Below are 20132 nucleotides of genomic sequence, written 5' to 3'. Positions count from 1 at the left end.
CAAAGTCAGGAGGGGACTGCCGCGAAATGCCGCATCCGGCTTTTCCAATATCCCATGTCCGCCTGTTCGCGCACAGCCTGTCTGATATTGGCGGACTAACCCCAAAGCTTTCAACAGGCAAAGCCTGTCAAAGCCTAAAACAAGTTAGTCCGCCAAGAGCAGACAGGATGTACGAGAACCGCGCGGACAAGGGATATGGAAAAGCCAGATGCGGCATTTCACGGCAGTCCCCTCCGTCCGTCCTACTCCACCTTACGCCGCACCTTAGTCCTCAAAACAAACCAAAGCGCCCCCGTAATACAAACCGAAGAATAAGCTCCGCAGACAATCCCCACCATAAGCGGCAGCGCAAACTCCTTAATCGAAGCCACGCCCATCACAAACAGAGCCGCCACCATAATAAAGGTAGTCAAAGAAGTATAAATACTCCTGCTCAAGGTCTGCGTAATGCTCCGGTTCACAATCTCCTTCAGCTCATCCTTTTTCCCGGCCGATCCCAGGTTCTCCCGAATCCGGTCGAAAATAACAATGGTCGCATTAATTGAATACCCCACAATCGTCAGCATACAGGCAATAAAGGTATTCCCCACCGAGATACGCGCCGCCGCATAAAAGGCCAGCACCACCAGCACATCATGCACCAGAGCCGTCACCGCACTGGCCGCAAATCTCAAATCCTTAAACCGGAACCAGATATAAAGCAGCATCAGAACAGAAGCCAGCACCACAGCCGCCAGCGCATCCGAGCGGACCTCGCTGCTGATAGACGAACTGATATTCTCCGCCGTAATGGCCGTCTCATCCACGCCGAACTTCTCCGCCAGAGCCTTATTCAGCGCCTGCCTTGTCTCCAGATCAAGCTCCTTCGTTTTAATCACCACATCATTACTGCCCTGCACCTGCTGAGCCTGGATCTCACTGCTTCCGATCACCTCGCTCACTACCGGCTTTACATTGGCATCAATTTCCCCAATGGACATCTCCTGGGCAAAGGGAATCGTGGTAGACGTACCTCCCTGGAATTCCAGGCTGTAATTCAGTGCGCCTGCGCCCCGCCCGGCCTGGACGCCCATAACCGCAGCGCCGCCCAGAATCAGCAGGGCAGAAACAAGAAAGCAAAGATTCTTCTTTCCCACAAAGTCAAAGGTCTTTCTCTCCTTCTGAACCCCATAGAGCTTTTCACTCTTAAGCCCCAGTGCAAACAGCGCATTCAGCACCAGCCGCGTCACCACAAGAGCCGTAAACATGGAAATCACAATACCAAGAGCCAGGGTCTGGGCAAAGCCCTTCACGCTTCCTGAGCCCCGAAGCCCCAGAACTACCGCCGCAATCAAGGTCGTGATATTGCCGTCCACGATGGCCGACAAAGCCTTCTTAAATCCGATTTTCATGGCAGAGCGCACCGTCTTTCCGGTGGCAAGCTCTTCCCGGATCCGGGCAAAAATAATGACATTGGCATCCACTGCCATACCTATGCTCAAAATAATACCGGCAATCCCCGGCAAAGTCAGAGTCAGCTCAAAGGCATTTAACAATACCAGCATCAGAGCCACATAAATGGTTAACGCAATGCCGGAAGCAAGTCCCGGAAGGAAATAAACCGCAATCATAAAAATCAGCACCAGGACAAATCCCACAGCCCCGGCCTTCAGGCTGGTGGAGATGGCTTCCTCCCCAAGCTGCGCCCCTACGACCTTTGATCTAAGCTCCGTAAGCTCCAGCTGAAGAGAGCCGATTCGAATGGTGGAAGCAAGGCGCTCCGCTGCCTCAAAGGACTCCATATTGGTAATGGAAGGATTGCCTCCCGTAATCTCCGCCTGAACCGTAGGCGCGCTGATTACTTCCCCGTCATATACAATGGGAATCTGAAGTCCCAGATTTTCTCTTGTAGCCTCCGCAAACTTCTCTGCACCCTCGTCTGTCAAGGTCAGAGCTACTTCGTAAGAATTCTTGCCCAGATTATCCGTATAGCCCTTGGCCTCGGCGCTTTTGATATCCGTTCCCTCAATGAGCACATTTCCCATTACGTCCTGGAACTCAAGGGAACCGGGCCGTCCAAGCTCTTCCAGGATTGCGTTCGCATCGGACACGCCGGGAATCTCAATATTAACCCGGTTATTTCCCTCCTGGTAAACCACAGCTTCGGTGCTGTAGCCCTCCACACGCTTCTGGAGCTTATACACGGTGTCATCCATCTGTTCCTGGGTGGGGTTGTCAATCACCGTCTGATAAGTAATGCTGACACCGCCGGCCAGGTCCAGACCCAGCTTAATATTCTTTGCCGCACCGGTCTGCGTCTCTCCAAAACCCACGGCTGCGCCGTAGATCAGACCCACCGCCGCCAGCACGGTGAGCAGCAGGGTCAAAATTGCTGTATTTTTCTTCATAATACCAACTTAGCCTTCCTTCTTAATTTCATCCCATTGTTTCATGCATTCCTGCTGTAGCCGCTTTGATCATAACGGCACACTCCACACGCTTTCTCTGAAGCTCGCACCCGATGTCGTAGGCATCGTTGATGGAGCCGTGGAAATTGTAGGAGTTGGCCGCACAGCCGCCGCTGCAGTAAAACTTTGCAAAGCAGTTTCTGCATTTTTCCTTTGCATACACATTGCAGCACTTGAATTCGTCCCGAAGCTCTGTATTTTGAATTCCGTCGAATACATTTCCCATAAGGAACTTCTCTTCTCCCACAAACTGATGGCAGGGATAGAGATCACCCCAAGGAGTTACCGCCAGATACTCGGTGCCTGAACCACAGCCAGACAGACGTTTGTACACGCAGGGGCCGCCGGTTAAATCAATCATAAAGTGAAAAAAATGAAAATCCTTTTTTGTCCCATGGCGTCTGACCATCTCTTCCGCCAGCCGGTCATACTGCTCACAGAGAACCGGGATGTCCTCCTTGCGGATTGCGTAAGGTTCTTCGGGGGGCGCCACCACCGGCTCCACGGAAATCTGCTTAAAGCCCAGGTCTGCCAGATGAAGTACATCCTCGCAGAAATCCAGGTTATTCCGGGTAAAGGTACCCCGGACGTAGTAATTGTTCTGGTTCCTGCTTTCTGCCAGCTTCTTAAACTTGGGCACCACCAGCTCGTAGCTTCCCTTTCCATTCCGGAAGGGGCGCATTTTATCGTGAACCGCCGGCCGGCCGTCAATGCTTAAGACCACATTGCTCATTTCCCGGTTGGCAAATTCCATTACCTCGTCATTCAAAAGCACGCCGTTGGTGGTCAGCGTAAAGCGGAACTTCTTGTCGTGAAGCTTCTCCTGCTCACGGCCATAGGCCACCAGATCCTTCACCACCTGCCAATTCATCAGCGGCTCGCCGCCGAAGAAATCCACCTCCAGGTTCCGGCGGCTTCCGGAACTGGCAATCAGGAAGTCCAAAGCCTGCTTTCCCACCTCATAGCTCATCAGCGCCCGGCGTCCGTGGTACTCTCCTTCTTCTGCAAAGCAATACCGGCAGGCCAGATTGCAGTCATGGGCAATGTGCAGGCACAGCGCCTTCACCACGGTGGAACGTTTTTTGAAATCTATGATTTTATCTTCATAGGTGTCCTCCGTAAACAGAGTCCCCTGTTTTTTCAATTCCTCGATATCCTCAAGAACCTCCTGGATCTCCTCTTCCTCATAGCGATCCCGAAGCTTTGCCGCAGCCTCTTCCCGGCCGCCCGCTTCATAGAGGCCGATTGCCTCATAGGCCAGCTCGTCTACTACATGAACGGCTCCGCTGTTTACATCCAGCGCAATGTGATAGCCGTTATTTCTATATAAATGGACCATCTTTTGTCCCCTTTCTCAATGCGTTGGGGCTGCCGCAAAATAAAACAGCCCCCGCACAAGAAGGATGTCCCAAAAGCCTGCCTGTTACGCCGGGCTTTTGAGACACCCTCTTTCCTGTTTCTTACACTGTCTCTTATTTGTGATTCTCACAGGTCTGGTTGCCTACCGTGCAGGAAGTCTTGCATGCAGACTGGCAGGATGTCTGGCACTCGCCGCAGCCGCCCTTTTTCACGGTGTTCTGTAAAATCTGTGTGTTCAAAGTCTGAATATGTTTCATCCTCTTCACCCTCCTATTTTCAGTTCTGCAGCATTCCCTTCAGTACGCAGTCAGTCAGATGCCGCGCAGCAGGCTGTGGGGTATACCGAACAAAACGCTGCTTTTTTATATAATACATGGTAGCAGTATAGCACACTCTTTTGTAATTTAAAAGAGTTTTTTTCATGGGATTTGGGCCTCTCCTTCCTATCCCCAGGATATCTGAAGCCGCTTTTTGCGTACTGTCATATTTTTCTCCTACGCTTCCGATTCTATCCTTGAGGACTGCCACATATATTTGTTTTAAACAAGGGACTGCCGCTGACGGGGCTGCTCCCTATGATTTGATCCGGGGAGGAACACAATGGAGAAAGGAAAATCTTATCAGAACATGGCAATACGGATGCTGAAATCTCTTTTGAGCGCTTATATTATCACGGGAATCCTGCTTTTATTCCTGGCTCTTCTGCTGTACAAATTTCAGCTTTCAGAGCCAAAGGTGAATATCGGAATCATCATTGTATATGTAATTTCAAGCTTTCTTGGCGGCTTTCTGGAGGGGAAAATGATGAAGGCCCGGAAGTTCCTTTGGGGCGCTGCCGCCGGACTTCTCTATTTTGCCATACTTGCCTTAATTTCCCTTGCGGTAAACCAGAGCTTTGGAGGAGGCTCCTCTCACTTCGTCACCACACTGATTCTCTGTACGGCCGGAGGAACCCTGGGGGGTATGGTATCATAAGACTTCCAGCCTTCTTAAAGGCGTTTTAAGGCTTTTTGACAAAAACAGCAAAAGATCTCCGTACTTGCATTTCCAGCAAAAATATTGTATAGTAAAAAAGATACTTTATCCCTGCCGGGGCGGATCGGAGCCGGTTCTGCTCCGCTCACAGCCGGCACATCATACAAAGGAGTGAACTTTTCTTGGATTCAAGTGACGCCATACAATTGGCCGTATTACTGCTGTTGTTAGGTCTTTCCGCATTTTTTTCTTCTGCGGAGACTGCGTTAACTACCGTAAACAAAATCAGAGTCTTAACCCTGGTGGAAGAGGGAGACAAGCGTGCTCTGCGGCTTCAGAAGGTTCTGGATGAACCGTCGAAGATGCTCAGCGCCATTTTGATAGGAAATAACATCGTCAACATGAGCCTTTCCTCTCTCGGTACTGTCATTGCCACCAAAGCCTTCGGAAGCGCCGGAGCCGGTATTGCCACAGGTATTTTGACCTTCCTGGTTCTGGTTTTTGGAGAGATTACACCGAAAACCTGCGCTACGCTTTCAGCGGAAAAGCTGTCCCTGGGCTTTGCCGGTGTGGTCTATGGCTGGATGCAGATTGCCACGCCTCTTATTTTCATTATCAATGCCTTTTCCATGGGCGTGCTGAAGCTTCTCCGGGTAGATCCGAACAAGCGCAGCGATATTTATACAGAAGATGAGATCCGTACCATTGTGGAGGTGAGCCACCAGGACGGCGCAATCGAGAGCGAAGAGCGCAAGATGATCAACAATGTGTTTGACCTGGATGACCATCTGGCAAAGGATATTATGGTTCCCAGGGTGGATATGACTTTTTTAAATGTGAATGCTACTTACGGGGAAACCATTGAGGTATACCGGGAGAACTTATTTACCAGGCTTCCCGTCTATGAAGAGCATAGGGACAATATTCTGGGTATTCTGAATGTGAAGGATCTGATTCTCTACGAGGATAAGGAGCATTTTGATGTGCGGCATATTCTCCGGGAGGCTTATTTTACACACGAGTTTAAAAAGTCCTCGGAGCTGATGATGGAGATGCGCGAGAATTCCATCAGCCTTGCCATTGTCCTGGACGAATACGGCGCAACAGTGGGGCTTGTAACCCTGGAGGATCTTCTGGAGGAGATTGTAGGAGAAATCCGGGATGAGTACGACGGCTCCGAAGCGGAGCTGATTCAGAAAATCAGCGATTATGAATATATTGTGGAAGGCTCTTCCAAGCTTGAGGATCTGCAGGATCAGATAGGCCTGGAGCTTGCCTCGGAGGATTACGATTCCATCGGAGGCATTGTGATTGAGCTTCTGGACCGGCTGCCCCAGGCCGGGGAATCCGTGACTACGGAGAACGGGATCCGGCTGGTGGTGGATGAGGTGGAGAAGAACCGGATTGATAAGGTGCATATTTATCTGCCGCAGGAGGATGAGGCGGAGGAAGATGCGGAAGAAGAATCTTAAATTGTTTGACGGATATAAAAAAATGGCAGCGGGAAGATTTTCCTGCTGCCATTTTTAAATCCAAGAAGCCTTTTATCTGCAAACAGTATTAAATTAGAAATCCTTATTCTGCATCCTGCACTTTACCAAGCTGCACTCTGCAGTCTTTTTTTCTGCATGCAATTCCATATTTTAGAATCCGGGTCATCCCATCCTGGCAGAGCCTGGCTTCATAACTCTTTTTTTCTATCTGCTCAAGAGCGGCTCTGCATCCGGCTTCCAGACTATTCTCATCCGGGTACTTCACCTCTATGACAATTCCGATACGCTTTTCTTCTATCTCTATCAAAATATCACTGTACCCCTCTCCTGATTCCGCATTGGACACAATGTACCAGTCTTCCTTATGGCTCAGCAGCCCAAGCAGCAGTCCATGATAAAAGTTTTCCTTTCTGTTTTTTCTCACACTGGTATCACGGATGCTGATTGTTCTCCAAAGATAGGCACTCAGCTGCTCCTCAATGGTTTTTACGTCTCCTTTGGGAAATGCATTACAAAATGCATCCAGCATGGGCTCATCTTTTCTGGCTTCCTCCTGGAACCATTCCATTACTTGTTCCACAAAAATCTTCCGGATCTCATAATTCGGAATTGCCAGATGAAAAGTCTCCTCTGCCGCATCCCCCCGTCTGGTCAGATAGCCAGTGGTAAAGAGCACGCTCCAGAGATTTTCAATGCTGTTGTATAAATCACGGTAGGTTAATTCTTCATTCACCTTTTTCGCAACCGTTCCGCCATTGATAAGTTCTTCAATCTCCCGTTTCACGCCGCCTTTTGCCATCTGAAGAAAGATCCGGATCACATCATTCCCACTGGTATTGAGCCAGAAGGCTTTCGGAGAGGCAGACGGATCCGCACACAAAAGACTCGCATAATTAACCACATCCCATGGGCAGTAAAGATCCGTATTTCCAAACCGGTATCCATCATACCATTCTTTTACTGCCCCATACTTATCTTCTAATCCATAAAACTCCAGCAGTTCCCGGACTTCCCTGTCTGTAAAGCCAAAATATTCATCAAACTGCACATTGGTAATCGACAGAACCCTTAAATTGTTCAAGCCCGTAAAAATGCTTTCCTTTGCGAGCCGAAGACAACCGGTCAGCACGGCAAATTTAAGACTGTCATTCGTCTTCAATGCCTGTCCCAGCAGTCCCCGTATCAGATTCAGCATTTCATCATAATAGCCGTAATGCTGTGCCTTATCAAGGGGCACATCATATTCGTCAATTAAAAGAATGACTTTCTGGCTATAGTGTTTCTGAAGCAGCCGGCACAAAATCCGCAGGCTGTCCTCAAGCACTGCATCCGGCATAATAAATGCCTGACGGCCGGTTGTATCTACATTTACCAATTGCATATATTTATTCTTTTCTTCATCAGAAAGCTGCGTACTCTCCTTTAAAAACGGAAATCTCATCGCCTCATTTCCTATGATAGAGCCAAGCATCTCTCTGGCCGTCTCGTAGCTTCCGGCCCCTGCCCCCTTTAAGGTAATTGAAACCACCGGGAATTTCCCCATGTACTCCTGGCAAAGCTTCTCTTCTTTTTCTATGGCCAGGCCTTCAAAGAGGCTGCTGTCGCATCCATATTCAAAGAAATATTGAAGCATATTCATATTCAGGGATTTCCCGAATCTTCTGGGTCTGGTGAACAGATTCACCTTCGCTTTGTCTCTTAACAGCTCCTTTATCATCCCTGTTTTATCCACATAGTAAAAGTCTTCCCTGCGCACCTCTTCAAAATGTTCGATACCGATGGGTAGATTTTTAATTGTTTTCATAATTGCTTCACTCCCTTGGGGAATCCGTTGATGGTTATATGGCTTGTATTCTTTTTATTTTAACAGATGCCAGGGGAAGTTCAAAGGGATCAAAAAAATTCTTCCTAATTCATCCCAATTCCAGGGTATTCCCTATACGCCCTCCTATCATCCTCCCTCAATCAAAACCTCGCTCCCCCGAAAGCCAAATCCATATTTCCGTATCCGTTCCCTGGCAGCCCCTTTCTCAATAAGCATAGCAGCATAATTCTTTTCCTCTATCTGCCTAAGGGCCGCCTGCACTGTATCGGCCAGTTCTTTTTCTTTTCTTGGCTGAAATACTTTAAATTCCAGGATAAACGCATCGTCCTTAAGGTCTCTTGGTTCCAGCATCACGTCATATCTTCCAAAACCGCTTTCCCGATTGGAGGTCAGTACATAACGATCGGCCAGCTCCACCATCAGCCCCAGCACAAACCCATGATAAAAACGCTCCGGCTCCGTTCTGGAAGGTCTTTCCCCTGTGTCAAAATAACTGAAAGTCGAAAGCGCCACATGATTCATATAATCGTTCATGGCATCCAGATCATTTTTCAGCAATGCTTTGATAAAATCATTGTAATACGAACTGCCTTTTTGAAACCAGGCCCTCACCATATTCTGGAACATCAGCAGCACTTCACGGTTTGTAAGGACAAGCTCATAATTCGGCTGCTTTGCGCTGAACGCTTCATCTTCATATTCTTCGCATCGAAGTACTTTGAGATAACCGCTGGCAAGTAAAAGGCTCCATACGGCCGTCTCGTTAGAATCCAATTCCCCGTACACAATCTGCTCATCCAGAGGCGTTAACAAATGCTCGCCGCAAAGCAGTCCTTCAAACTTTTTCTTAATATCCGCACTCCCCTCACGGAGCAGTTTTCCTACCAAGCTGTTGGAGCTTGAGTTGGCCCAATATGTTCCAACCCTTCTTGTATCCAAATAATTCAGAATAGACCATGGATTGTAGATATCTGTCTGGCTTCCAAAAGTAAAACCATCATACCATCTTTTTACTTCCTGCCTCCTGTCCGCCATTTCAAACTCATCCAGCGCCGCAAAAACTTCTCTCTCTGTAAACCCAAAGCAATCTGCATATTCATCCGAAGTAGTTGTTACAACCTTCAAGTTATTTAAATCAGAAAAAATAGATTCCCTGCTCACCCTGGTAATCCCTGTCATAATTGCCCGTTCCAGGTAGGGGTTCGTCTTAAAGGTTGAATTGAACATGCTCCTGGTAAAAGACGTTAACTTCTCCCAATACCCATTTACATAGGCCTCCTGCATGGGCGTATCGTATTCGTCCAGGAGAATAATAACTCTTTTCTTATAATGTTTATACAAAAGCTTTGCCAGCCGATGAAGGGCCATGGTAGCCGTAACCTCCGGCATATCATCAGATATTCTGGAAAAATACTCCTTCTCCTCCGGCAGCAGGGCGTCGCTTTCCCTCAAAAAGCCATAATCGTGATACAAATCCACAATAATCTGATTGATCCTCTGTATTGTGGAAGAATAATCTCGTTCCTTCACATTGGCAAATGAAAGACTGATCACCGGATACGTTCCCTGCAGCTTCCGAAATTTATCATACTCCCAGATGGCAAGCCCTTCAAAGAGCTTGTCGCTCTTTTCATAACTTACGGAAAAAAATTCCTCCACCATGCTCATGGTTAGTGTTTTTCCAAATCTCCTGGGACGGTTGATCAGCGTCACACTGTCGCCGCCTTCCCACCATTCCTTGATAAACATGGTTTTATCAATATAAAAGTACCCTTCTGTCCGAATAATCTCAAAGCTCTGACACCCAATGCTGATTGTTCTTGCCATATAGCGCCCCTCTTTCTTTTCTTCCAAGACAATTATATCAAAAATATGCACAAGGATTTCTGATATAGACTGCCGAACTTTGTTTTCTTTAGTATAACGAATTTTTGATTATATTACAATGCCATATATAAAAGGCTGCCTCCCTTCCGATCTGAAAGGAAAACAGCCTTTTTCTATACACCAATCATAAATCCAAACGGATTGCCTGTTACACGTTACTCTCCGTGCTGCCTACTCACACTTGCAGCGGAAAGTCGCACACTCTGTCTCCTTGCACTCACAGGCGGATCCGCCGGCAATTCCGATGTGCTTTGCATGGCAGACACAATTCTCATTAAAGGTACATTCCTCTGCCTTGCAGGAAACACTTGTCTCCTTTGTGGGATAATCCACGGAGCTCTGATAATTGCCCTCGCCTCTCTCCCTAAAGCTGCTGCAGCAGGTGTCTTTGGAATGCTTTGCGTTATTGCCCTCTACTTGAATGTTATCCTTGCAGCAGCTCTTTTCTTTGTTATACATGCAGCTTGTTACGGTACAGTCTAATCTTGTCATGTTCATCTACCTCCATCAAAATATAGAAGTAGTATGCGTAATTCTTCAAAGCTTATACCATAACCTTTCATTTTGCAGACAGCAGAAAAAGCGGATATGCCATTACTGGAAAATTTTACTTAAAATAAGCCACCCCGGATTCAAAGATCTTCATATCCTGCTCTCCGTAAATATTCACGGCCACAGCCTCGTCACGCCGCTCCGAGTGCGCCATCTTTCCCAGAACCCGTCCGTCCGGGCTTGTGATACCCTCAACAGCTCCATAGGAACCATTCACATTCCAGTACTCATCCATGGTAGGCTCGCCCTCCAGGTTCACATACTGGGTAGCCACCTGCCCGTTTGCAAAGAGCCGCTCCATCCACTCCTTATCCGCCACAAAGCGCCCTTCGCCGTGGGAAGCCGGATTTACATAAGTCTTTCCGAGCTCTGCAAGCTGAAGCCAGGGAGACTTGTTGGAAGCCACCCGGGTATAAACCATCTTCGACACATGGCGGTTAATCGTATTAAAGGTCAAGGTAGGCGAATCCGCCCTCTGGCCCGCGATCTCCCCGTGAGGCACCAGTCCCAGCTTAATCAAAGCCTGGAAACCGTTGCAGATACCCAGGGCCAGTCCGTCCCTTTCCTTCAAAAGCTTCGTCACAGCCTCCTTTATTTTCTCATTCTGGAAGGCAGTCGCAAAGAACTTGGCTGATCCGTCCGGCTCGTCTCCGGCAGAAAAACCGCCGGGGAACATAATAATCTGGGCCTGGCTGATAGCCTTTTCAAAAATATCCACCGACTCCCGGATGTCCTCCGGCGTCAGATTGCGGAACACCCTGGTAATCACCTCCGCGCCGGCCCGCTCAAAGGCCCGGCCGCTGTCATACTCACAGTTTGTTCCCGGAAATACAGGAATAAACACCCTGGGCCTTGCCGTCTTATGCCTGCACACATACACCTGCTCCGCCCGGTACAGAGAATCCTGCGCCTTCTCTTTTCCAGAAACCGCAATGGTAGGAAATACCTTTTCCAGAGGAGCCGTCCAAGTGTCCAAAGCCTCATCCGTTCCAATGTACATATCACTGTAGGCAAAGCCGCTCTCCGTCACCTCGCCCACTACCGTGTAGGTCACTGCCAGCTGGCCCACTCTGCCCTCCGGAACCTCCGCAAGGATATTTCCGAAGCCTGGGGTAAACAGGTCTCTCTTATCCACATTGTGCTCAATCTTCACACCGAGCTTATTTCCAAAGGCCATCTTGCTCACAGCCGCCGCCAGGCCCTTGCCGTCCAGGGCATAGGCGGAAATAATCCTACCTTCCTTCACATCCTGGAAGAACTTCCCGTACAAATCCTTAATCTGCTCATAATCCGGCAGATCATAAGCGTCTCTGTCTATGGAAATGAGCACCAGCTTATTCCCAGCCTTCTTAAGCTCCGGCGTAATGATATGCTTATGGCTGGCAATGTCCACAGCAAAGGAAACCAGGGTAGGCGGAACATCAATCTCATTGAAGGAACCGGACATACTGTCCTTTCCGCCGATGGAAGGCAGGCCGAAGCCAAGCTGCGCACTGTAGGCTCCCAAAAGAGCGGCGAAAGGCTGGCTCCAGCGATGCGGATCCTCCGTCATCCGCCGGAAGTACTCCTGAAAGGTAAAACGAATCTTCTCATAGTCGCCGCCGGAAGCCACAATTCTTGCCACGGACTCAATCACCGCATACACAGCCCCGTGATAAGGGCTCCAGCTGGACAAGTAGGGATCAAAGCCATAGCTCATCATCGTCACCGTATCCGTCTTTCCCTTTAAAACGGGAAGCTTGGCCACCATGGCCTGTGTCTCGGTGAGCTGATATTTTCCGCCGTAGGGCATGAGTACGCTGCCGGCGCCGATGGAGCCATCGAACATCTCCACCAGGCCCTTCTGGGAGCAGACATTCAGATCCTTGAGCGTATCAAGCCATTTCGCCCTCACGTCCTCTATTTCATTTCTTACAAAATACTTCTGTCCCTCCTCTGGCAGATCTACGGCCACAGCAGTCTCCTGGTGGGCGCCGTTGGTGTCCAGAAAGGCTCTGGAAATATTTACAATCTCCTTTCCTCTCCAAAGCAGAACCAGCCGGGGCTCCTCTGTCACATGGGCAACCGTGACGGCCTCCAGGTTTTCCTCCTTTGCAAAAGCAAGAAATGCTTCCTCATCCTTCTTATCCACCACAACTGCCATACGCTCCTGGGACTCGGATATGGCGATTTCCGTCCCGTCAAGGCCGGCGTATTTCTTAGGCACCAGATCCAGGTTCACCCGAAGCCCGGCTGCCAGCTCTCCGATGGCTACAGACACGCCGCCGGCGCCGAAATCGTTGCACTTCTTTATCAGACGTGTCACCTCCGGGCGGCGGAACAGCCTCTGGAGCTTCCGCTCTGTGGGCGCATTTCCTTTCTGCACCTCGGCGCCGCAGGTCTCGATGGAGGCCTCTGTATGAACCTTGGAGGAACCAGTTGCGCCGCCGCAGCCGTCACGTCCCGTCCGGCCGCCCAGAAGCACAATCAGATCTCCCGGATCGGAAGTCTCGCGAATCACATCCTTCCGGGGCGCTGCGCCCATTACCGCCCCTATCTCCATGCGCTTTGCAACATAATCCGGATGGTAAATCTCCTTCACATAGCCTGTGGCAAGGCCAATCTGGTTGCCGTAAGAGCTGTAGCCGCTGGCCGCGCCCCTCACCAGCTTCTTCTGGGGAAGCTTGCCCTTCAAGGTATCCTTTACGGAGACAGTGGGATCCGCCGCTCCCGTCACGCGCATGGCCTGGTACACATAGGTGCGTCCCGACAAAGGATCCCGGATGGCTCCGCCCAGGCAGGTAGCCGCACCGCCGAAGGGCTCAATCTCCGTGGGATGGTTGTGCGTCTCATTTTTAAAGTTCACCAGCCACTCCTGGGTTTCTCCGTCTACCTCCACCGGCACCACGATGGAGCAGGCGTTGATCTCCTCCGACTCCTCCTGATCCTCCAGCTTCCCTTCTGCCTTCAGCTTCCGCATGGCCATAAGAGCCAGATCCATCAGACACACAAACTTATCCTCACGGCCCTTGAATATCTCTGCCCGATCTGCAAGGTACTGCCGGTATGTATCCTCCAGAGGCTTCCGGTAATAGCCCTCGCCGAAGGTTACATCCTTAAGCTCTGTGGAAAAGGTGGTATGGCGGCAGTGATCCGACCAGTAGGTATCCAGCACGCGGATCTCCGTCATAGAAGGCTCACGCTTCTCCTCCTCCCGGAAATACTTCTGAATATGAAGAAAGTCCTTAAAGGTCATGGCAAGGTTAAAAGACTGGTACAGCTCCCGGAAAGCTTCCTCCTCCATCTGGCAGAAGCCCTCCAGAATCTTCACGTCTGCCGGTTCCTGGAATTCCGTGATCAAAGTCTCCGGTTTCATCATATTCGTCTCTCTGGAATCCACTGGATTGATGCAAAAGCTCTTAATGGAAGCAAATTCCTCATCAGAAACAGAGCCTGTTATCACGTAGGTTACAGCCGTCCGGATCTCCGGCTCTTCATCCTCCTTTAAAAACTTCACGCACTGTACTGCTGAGTCCGCTCTCTGGTCAAACTGCCCCGGAAGGTATTCCACACTGAACACATGGGAGTTTTCCGCCGTCTCAAAGGCTTCCTCGTAGAGCATGTCCACGGGAGGCTCAGAAAACACAGTCCTGCAGGCCGCCGCAAATACCTCGTCAGAGATATTCTCCACGTCATAGCGTATCAGCACACGCACCTCTGATACCCCGTCAATTCCCAGATAGCTTTTAATTTCTTCCTTAAGCTCCTTTGCCTTTACCGCAAAAGCCGGCTTTTTTTCCACAAAAATTCTTCTTACACTGCCCATATGCGACCTCCTGTTTGATTCTGCTGTGCCCGGGTATCCGGATCTCCCGTTTCTTTGTTATGATCCATCATATCATAAAATCTGTAATAAGTGTAATTAATAAATTTAATTTTATTTATTATTTTATCTAATAGCAAACCAAAAATATTTGTGCTATAATCCATAAAAAAGAGGTGTGCGCCATAAACAACTTTTTCGCATACAACGATAAACTATTTTACAAGGAGAAATCATAATGGAACTTATTCGTCAATATAAAGGGCAGCTTCTCATCACCCTTGTACTTTTTCTGGTTATTCTGGCCATGCCTTTTCAGGATTACACAGAACGCATATTTCTGCAGGATGAAATCAATATTTCGGAGGAGGACGAAGACCTTGTAATCATAGAGCCCGATCACATTGCAGTTCCTGGGGAGACCGGTTCTGTGACTCTTTCCAGTAATAATTATTATTTTAAAAAAGGAACCTATGAGGTTGTTTTCAATTTGTGCTCACAGGCCGACGGAACTGTGGTAGAGATAGTGGATCCTATCCATCTCAATCCTGACAACACTTCCGGCAAAACCCTTGCCTCAGCATCTCTTCCCGCCGGTGAGGAGCAGCTTCGCCTTTCCTTAACAATTGAGGATTATTCTCAGTGTATCCAATTCCGTATCCATACCCAAAGCGCCACCGATTTCTTTTCCATTTACCTTTTATCCCAGGGCGGCCTGTATCGGGATCCCTATATCTATGCAGGTCTGCTGCTTTTGGCCTCTTCCCTGCTTTTCATCTATCGGATGCGCAGGAAAGTACGCCCTGAGACTCTGATCCTTCTTGCCTTTGCCGCAATGTGGTCTTGTCTTCCCTTATGCTTTACCTGGATTTTAAAGGGACATGACCTGTACTTCCACTATGGAAGATTATCCAGTCTGTCGGCGGCAATTGCCAACGGAAATGCCTTCCCCATACGAATTCATCCGGAAATGTATCAGAGCTTTACCTATATAGCTCCGATCTTTTATTCTGAATTTTTCCTATATCCTTTTGCCCTAATGGGTGTAATCGGAATGTCGCCCATTGGCTGTTATAAGCTGTTACTGATCTGCATCAATTTTGCAACTGCCGGAGTCTCTTACTATTCCTTTTCCCGGCTGTTCCGTTCCAGAAGGCTCGGGCTCACTGCCGCCCTTCTCTATACGCTGTCTATGTACAGGCTTATCAACCTCTACACCAGAGCTGCTGTGGGGGAGCTCTTTGCCACCCTGTTTCTTCCTCTTCTGCTTCTTGGCATGTATCAGCTCTTTCTTGGGGATTCGCGCAAATGGCTGACAGCTGTTCTGTCCTTTACTGCCCTGGTCCAGTCTCATCTCGTCACGACTGAGCTGGCTGTAGGCTTCTCCCTTCTCTTCGGAATTTTCAATATCCGACAGCTAAAGGACAGGAAGCGTCTGATTCATATATGCCTGGGCGCAGTCTTTACGCTGCTTCTGAACCTGTGGTTCATTCTGCCCCTTTTGGATCATATGCGGTTTCCTCTGTTTGCTTCTCAGGATGTCCGCAACCTTGCCGGCTACGCTCCCTATGTTATGCAGCTTTTTGACCCTTCTGCTTCCAGTACGACCGGCGAAGCCCTTGGGCGCGGATCTATAGCCGGGGAAATGCCTTATTCCATCGGTCTTGTTCTACTTATAGGCTCCTTGCTGTTTTTATTCTCTTATTTGCAGAAAAAGCATAAAAATTACCATTTTAAGGTTGGCGCTTACGGTCTTTTGATGGGGATTCTGTGTCTGTATGCATCCTCCTCTTATTTCCCATGGGAAGCCATACAGCGCATAGGTCCCCTAGAGAAGATTGGAAATATCCAGTTCTCTTTCCGGTTCCTCCCTCTTGCCACCCTGTTTCTGTGTCTTGCCTCGGCCGTAGGCATCCACAGCTTTTTTACCTCTCGGGATTCTACAAAACTGCTGTTTATTCTCTGTGGGGTTTTGTGCGTATATACAAGCGGAAATTATCTCGGCGCTTTTTCCCGAGAAGCCGAGATATTTGTAGACTGGCGCAATCAGATGGATCACACCAGTGATACAGATATCCAGTATCTGTTCAATGGTAAAAAAGAATACTTCAGTCTGCGCCGGATCATGGAGCGTGAGACAGCTTTCCTTGCCTCTCCCAACATTACTCTTACGGACTGTCAGAGAGACGGCACGAACGCTTCCTTCACCTATCATATGGATTCCGGTGCATCAGATGCCTATGTAGATGCTCCCTTAAACTATTATCCCTACTACCAGGCCTATGACAGTGCCGGTAACCGTCTTGAGACCAGCCAGGGAGAAACCATGCGTCTGCGCATCCAGCTGCCGGATGCTTTAGAAGATACAATTACGATCCACTTTGAGCTCCCCGGTTTCTATCGTGTCGGAGACCTCATATCTCTGGTGACACTGCTTCTTCTGCTCTCCGCCTTTATATTCCGGCGCAGCAGAAGCCGCAGACAGCCTGCATAAAACTGTTTGGAGGCTTCGGATTCAAGAAAGGATTTTTTATGGACATTAATTACGAATTGTATAAAGTTTTTTACCATGTAGCCACATCCTTAAGCTTCTCCGAAGCCTCCAAACAGCTCTTCATCTCCCAGTCTGCCGTAAGCCAGTCCATCAAGGTACTGGAAAAAAAGCTGCACCAGAATCTCTTTATCCGGAGTACCAAGCGCGTCCAGCTTACCCCGGAGGGGGAGATTCTTCTGCGTCATATTGAACCTGCCATCCACCTTATCAAGAGAGGGGAAAACCAAATCATGGAAACCCATTCTCTGGGAGGGGGACAGCTTCGCATCGGCGCCAGCGATACCATCTGCCGCTATGTGCTGGTTCCTTACTTAAGCCGGTTTCACAAAGCATTTCCCAGCGTCCACATCAAAGTCACCAACCAGACCTCCATCGGCTGTGTAGATCTGCTGGAAAACGGGCAGGTGGATCTGATCTTTGCCAATTACCCGAACTCACGTCTGGAGCACTCCGGCCATCTAAAAAAAGTCCTGGATTTCCAGGACGTCTTTCTCGCCAACCGCAGCTATTTTCCGCTGGAACATCAGAAGCTTTCTTTCCGAGAGCTTCTGAATTACCCTATTCTTATGCTCACACGGAAAAGCACCACCAGCGAATTTCTCCACAATCTTTTCCAACAGCATCAGCTGGATCTCGTTCCGGAAATCGAATTGAGCAGCAACGATCTCCTTCTGGATATGGCCGCTATCGGCCTGGGCATCGCATTTGTGCCTGACTACTGCCAGAAAAGCGCTTCCTCGGATCTCTTTCCACTGACTCTTATGGAAACGCTCCCTGGGAGGCAGATTGTGCTGATCAAAAATGAAAACCTGCCTTTAAGCCACGCAGCCATGGAATTCATATCCCTGTTCACACAATGACTTCTTATTCCTGTTCCAAAGTATCCTGCCAGAAGGCTTTCAAAGCGCTCTTGGTCTGTTCCAGGGTACAGGCTTGGAATCCCTCCCACTCCATAGGGAACAGCCGCTTATACTCACTGTTCAGAAAGCGTTCATCCAAAAGCAGAACAATGCCCCGATCCTCTGCTGTACGGATCACGCGTCCGGCTGCCTGCAGAACCTTGTTCATGCCGGGATACCGATAGGCATAGGAAAATCCGTCCATCCCCCGTTCCTCATAATATCCCTTTAAGATCTCGCGTTCATGGCAGACCAGGGGAAGCCCCGTTCCCACTATGGCTGCCCCAATGAGGCTGTCTCCCTTCAAATCAATCCCTTCTGAAAAAATCCCCCCCAGAACACAAAAGCCCAGACGGCTCTTTTCTTCCCCCGGCTTTTCAAACTGCTCCAGAAACTCCTCACGTTTCTCCTCATTCATACCCGGGCTCTGCAAAAAGCACTCCCCTTTCTCTGTCCCATACAGCTCCAGGAATACTTCATGCACATCCAGCAGCATCTTGTAAGAAGGGAAAAACAGCATATAATTTCCTTTTTTCCCTTCTGCCAGCTCTGCCAGGTATCCGGCAATCCGCTCATACTCTCTTCTTGAGCGTCTCTTATAGCGGCTGCTTACATCACGCCCCACCAGCAGAAGCCTCTGCTCCTGTGCAAAGGGAGAACGGGCATACACGGCATAATCCTCCTCTGCCCCCAGAAGATGCTTATAATAAGCCATAGGCAGCAGCGTCGCCGAAAAAAACACGGCACTGTTCCCTTTGTCCAGGCATTCCTTCAAATTGGCCGCCGTCTCTACACAGTACAGCCGCAGCCGGAAATGTCCGTTTTCCATGAATTCACTGTAAATCACATAATTTTCATCCAGCCTGTCCGACACGCCCACGAAGTCCCGGAGAGCGAACCAAAATTCCTGCACTTCCTTCTGAAGCTCTGGCTCCAGCCCCTCCTCCAGCATCGCCTCCAGCTCCCCCATCAAAGACAGGACCATCAGGGAAAACGCCCCCACATCCTCGTGAAGCTGATAGGTTACGCATTCTCTTTTTAGTTCCAACAGATAGTGGTTGCAGCGTTCCAGGCAGCGCTCTGCTTTCCGGTAACGTCCTTTCACCTTCCGCTTCAGCGCCAGAAAATCTTCCTTGCAGAGCGATGCGCTGAACATCTCCCGCCCCCGTTCCACCAGGTTATGCGCCTCGTCGATGAGAAACAAGTATTCGCCTTTGACGCCCTCGGAAAAATAGCGTTTCAGACGCACATTGGGATCAAAGACGTAATTGTAATCACAGATTACCGCATCCGTCCAATTGGATATGTCCAGACTCATTTCAAAAGGACAAACCCGATGCTTATGGGCCTGGCTAAGCAGCGCCTCTCGGTTCAGATTATCCGCTCCCTCTGTCAGAAGCTCATAGACCGCATGGTTTACCCGGTCATAATGTCCGCCTGCATAGGGGCAGTTGTCGGGATTGCAGTCTGTCTCCTGACAGATGCACAGCTTTTCCTTTGCAGTCAGCGTAACGCTCTTTAAGCGAAGCCCCTTTTCCCGAAGTATGCGAAAGGCATCCTCAGCCACTGTCCGGGTGATTGTCTTGGCTGTCAGATAAAAGATCTTATCTCCTAATCCCTCGCCTACCGCTTTCACTGTAGGAAAGAGCGCAGACATGGTCTTCCCTACTCCTGTGGGAGCCTGGATAAAAAGGCGCTTTTTCCGGGCAATCGTCCGGTAGACGCCATGGGCAAGCTCCTGCTGCCCTTCCCTGTACGGAAAAGGAAATTCCAGAGGGCGGATGCTCTCCCGGCGAAGCTTCTGCCAGCCGGCCTGGAAACGGGCCCATTTTTCATATTCTGCCATGAGAGAACGAAACCAATCCTCAAGCTCCTGGCTGTCATAGAGAAAATAAAAGTATTTGAGCTGCTCTGTTTCTATGGTACAGTAAGTCATCCGTACCCGTATCTGTGGGAGTTCCTGCTGAACTGCGTAGATATAGGCATAACATTTGGCCTGTGCGAGATGAACTCCCACAGGCTCCTCAATAAGGGCAGTATCACGGCAGACGCCTTTGATCTCATCCACCGTTACCAGGCCGTCCTCTGTAAAAATACCGTCTGCCCGTCCCTCGATCACACAGTCAAAGTCTTCCATGGACACACGATACCGCAGCGGAACCTCTGCCTGGTAGCCGGCTCCCATACGCCTCTGAAGCTTCCGGTGGAGACGGCTCCCGGCCTGCATGGCTTCGCGCTCGGCCCTCTTTCCTCTTCGGTTGTCTAAGTCTCCGCCGCGCAGGATGAATTCAACCAGGGCGCGGACGGATATTTTTATTTCGGGAAGTGTTGTATTCATG

The 20132-nt window shown here is 49.4% G+C and carries 12 protein-coding genes; 4 read left to right on the top strand and 8 right to left on the bottom strand.

Annotated elements, in window-relative coordinates; all coding sequences use genetic code 11:
* Positions 1-242: 242 nt before the first annotated feature.
* The 3 genes from secD to scfA form a co-directional block, all read right to left on the bottom strand.
* Complete coding sequence (gene secD / locus VV089_RS23165; RefSeq protein WP_172544543.1) at positions 243-2387, bottom strand: protein translocase subunit SecD; 2145 nt, start codon at positions 2385-2387, stop codon at positions 243-245.
* Positions 2388-2415: 28 nt separating this feature from the next.
* On the bottom strand, positions 2416-3786 hold the full coding sequence (gene scfB / locus VV089_RS23160) for a thioether cross-link-forming SCIFF peptide maturase (protein ID WP_172544542.1): 1371 nt from the start codon (positions 3784-3786) through the stop codon (positions 2416-2418).
* Positions 3787-3919: 133 nt separating this feature from the next.
* A complete protein-coding gene (scfA, locus tag VV089_RS23155) occupies positions 3920-4063 on the bottom strand; it encodes a six-cysteine ranthipeptide SCIFF (RefSeq protein WP_160565146.1) in 144 nt (47 codons plus the stop codon).
* Positions 4064-4406: 343 nt separating this feature from the next.
* Between scfA and VV089_RS23150 the strand changes: the two genes are divergently transcribed.
* Together VV089_RS23150 and VV089_RS23145 are read left to right on the top strand one after the other, a co-directional pair.
* A complete protein-coding gene (locus tag VV089_RS23150; RefSeq protein ID WP_172544541.1) occupies positions 4407-4781 on the top strand; it encodes a TIGR04086 family membrane protein in 375 nt (124 codons plus the stop codon).
* Between the two features lie 182 nt (positions 4782-4963).
* On the top strand, positions 4964-6253 hold the full coding sequence (locus VV089_RS23145) for an HlyC/CorC family transporter (RefSeq protein WP_172544540.1): 1290 nt from the start codon (positions 4964-4966) through the stop codon (positions 6251-6253).
* Positions 6254-6356: 103 nt separating this feature from the next.
* Here VV089_RS23145 and VV089_RS23140 read toward each other — a convergent pair whose 3' ends face one another.
* From VV089_RS23140 to VV089_RS23125, 4 genes are all read right to left on the bottom strand, one after another.
* Entirely contained in the window at positions 6357-8078 is a 1722-nt protein-coding gene (locus tag VV089_RS23140; RefSeq protein WP_334337563.1) for an AAA family ATPase, read from the bottom strand.
* Positions 8079-8225: 147 nt separating this feature from the next.
* Positions 8226-9926: an AAA family ATPase gene (locus VV089_RS23135; RefSeq protein WP_334337562.1), complete on the bottom strand. Its 1701-nt coding sequence runs from the start codon at positions 9924-9926 to the stop codon at positions 8226-8228.
* Positions 9927-10157: 231 nt separating this feature from the next.
* On the bottom strand, positions 10158-10478 hold the full coding sequence (locus VV089_RS23130) for a DUF1540 domain-containing protein (RefSeq protein ID WP_172544537.1): 321 nt from the start codon (positions 10476-10478) through the stop codon (positions 10158-10160).
* A 115-nt stretch (positions 10479-10593) separates the two neighbouring features.
* The gene (locus tag VV089_RS23125; RefSeq protein WP_334337561.1) at positions 10594-14343 is read right to left on the bottom strand and encodes a phosphoribosylformylglycinamidine synthase; all 3750 of its coding nucleotides are present in this window, start codon (positions 14341-14343) and stop codon (positions 10594-10596) included.
* Positions 14344-14578: 235 nt separating this feature from the next.
* On the opposite strand from VV089_RS23125, the gene VV089_RS23120 reads away from it, so the two are divergent.
* Positions 14579-16834 carry a hypothetical protein gene (locus tag VV089_RS23120; protein ID WP_172544535.1) on the top strand — a complete coding sequence of 752 codons (2256 nt, stop codon included), beginning with the start codon at positions 14579-14581 and terminating at the stop codon, positions 16832-16834.
* Positions 16835-16872: 38 nt separating this feature from the next.
* Positions 16873-17754 (top strand): LysR family transcriptional regulator, encoded by an 882-nt coding sequence (locus VV089_RS23115; protein ID WP_172544534.1) that lies wholly within the window; start codon positions 16873-16875, stop codon positions 17752-17754.
* Between the two features lie 4 nt (positions 17755-17758).
* Here VV089_RS23115 and VV089_RS23110 read toward each other — a convergent pair whose 3' ends face one another.
* Entirely contained in the window at positions 17759-20131 is a 2373-nt protein-coding gene (locus VV089_RS23110) for an ATP-dependent DNA helicase (protein ID WP_334337560.1), read from the bottom strand.
* Between the last annotated feature and the right edge of the window lies 1 nt (position 20132).

It is taken from the genome of Candidatus Merdisoma sp. JLR.KK011 (assembly GCF_036941125.1).
Lineage (GTDB): Bacteria > Bacillota > Clostridia > Lachnospirales > Lachnospiraceae > Laedolimicola.
This window is presented reverse-complemented; position numbering and strand designations above follow the sequence as displayed.

What these genes read in the sequence shown, in the direction of transcription:
- VV089_RS23140 (WP_334337563.1), bottom strand. Translation starts at nt 8,078, where the DNA reads ATGAAAACAATTAAAAATCTACCCATCGGTATCGAACATTTTGAAGAG.
- scfB (WP_172544542.1), bottom strand. Translation starts at nt 3,786, where the DNA reads ATGGTCCATTTATATAGAAATAACGGCTATCACATTGCGCTGGATGTA.
- VV089_RS23120 (WP_172544535.1), top strand. Translation starts at nt 14,579, where the DNA reads ATGGAACTTATTCGTCAATATAAAGGGCAGCTTCTCATCACCCTTGTA.
- VV089_RS23130 (WP_172544537.1), bottom strand. Translation starts at nt 10,478, where the DNA reads ATGACAAGATTAGACTGTACCGTAACAAGCTGCATGTATAACAAAGAA.
- scfA (WP_160565146.1), bottom strand. Translation starts at nt 4,063, where the DNA reads ATGAAACATATTCAGACTTTGAACACACAGATTTTACAGAACACCGTG.
- VV089_RS23110 (WP_334337560.1), bottom strand. Translation starts at nt 20,131, where the DNA reads ATGAATACAACACTTCCCGAAATAAAAATATCCGTCCGCGCCCTGGTT.
- VV089_RS23135 (WP_334337562.1), bottom strand. Translation starts at nt 9,926, where the DNA reads ATGGCAAGAACAATCAGCATTGGGTGTCAGAGCTTTGAGATTATTCGG.
- VV089_RS23150 (WP_172544541.1), top strand. Translation starts at nt 4,407, where the DNA reads ATGGAGAAAGGAAAATCTTATCAGAACATGGCAATACGGATGCTGAAA.
- VV089_RS23115 (WP_172544534.1), top strand. Translation starts at nt 16,873, where the DNA reads ATGGACATTAATTACGAATTGTATAAAGTTTTTTACCATGTAGCCACA.
- VV089_RS23125 (WP_334337561.1), bottom strand. Translation starts at nt 14,343, where the DNA reads ATGGGCAGTGTAAGAAGAATTTTTGTGGAAAAAAAGCCGGCTTTTGCG.
- secD (WP_172544543.1), bottom strand. Translation starts at nt 2,387, where the DNA reads ATGAAGAAAAATACAGCAATTTTGACCCTGCTGCTCACCGTGCTGGCG.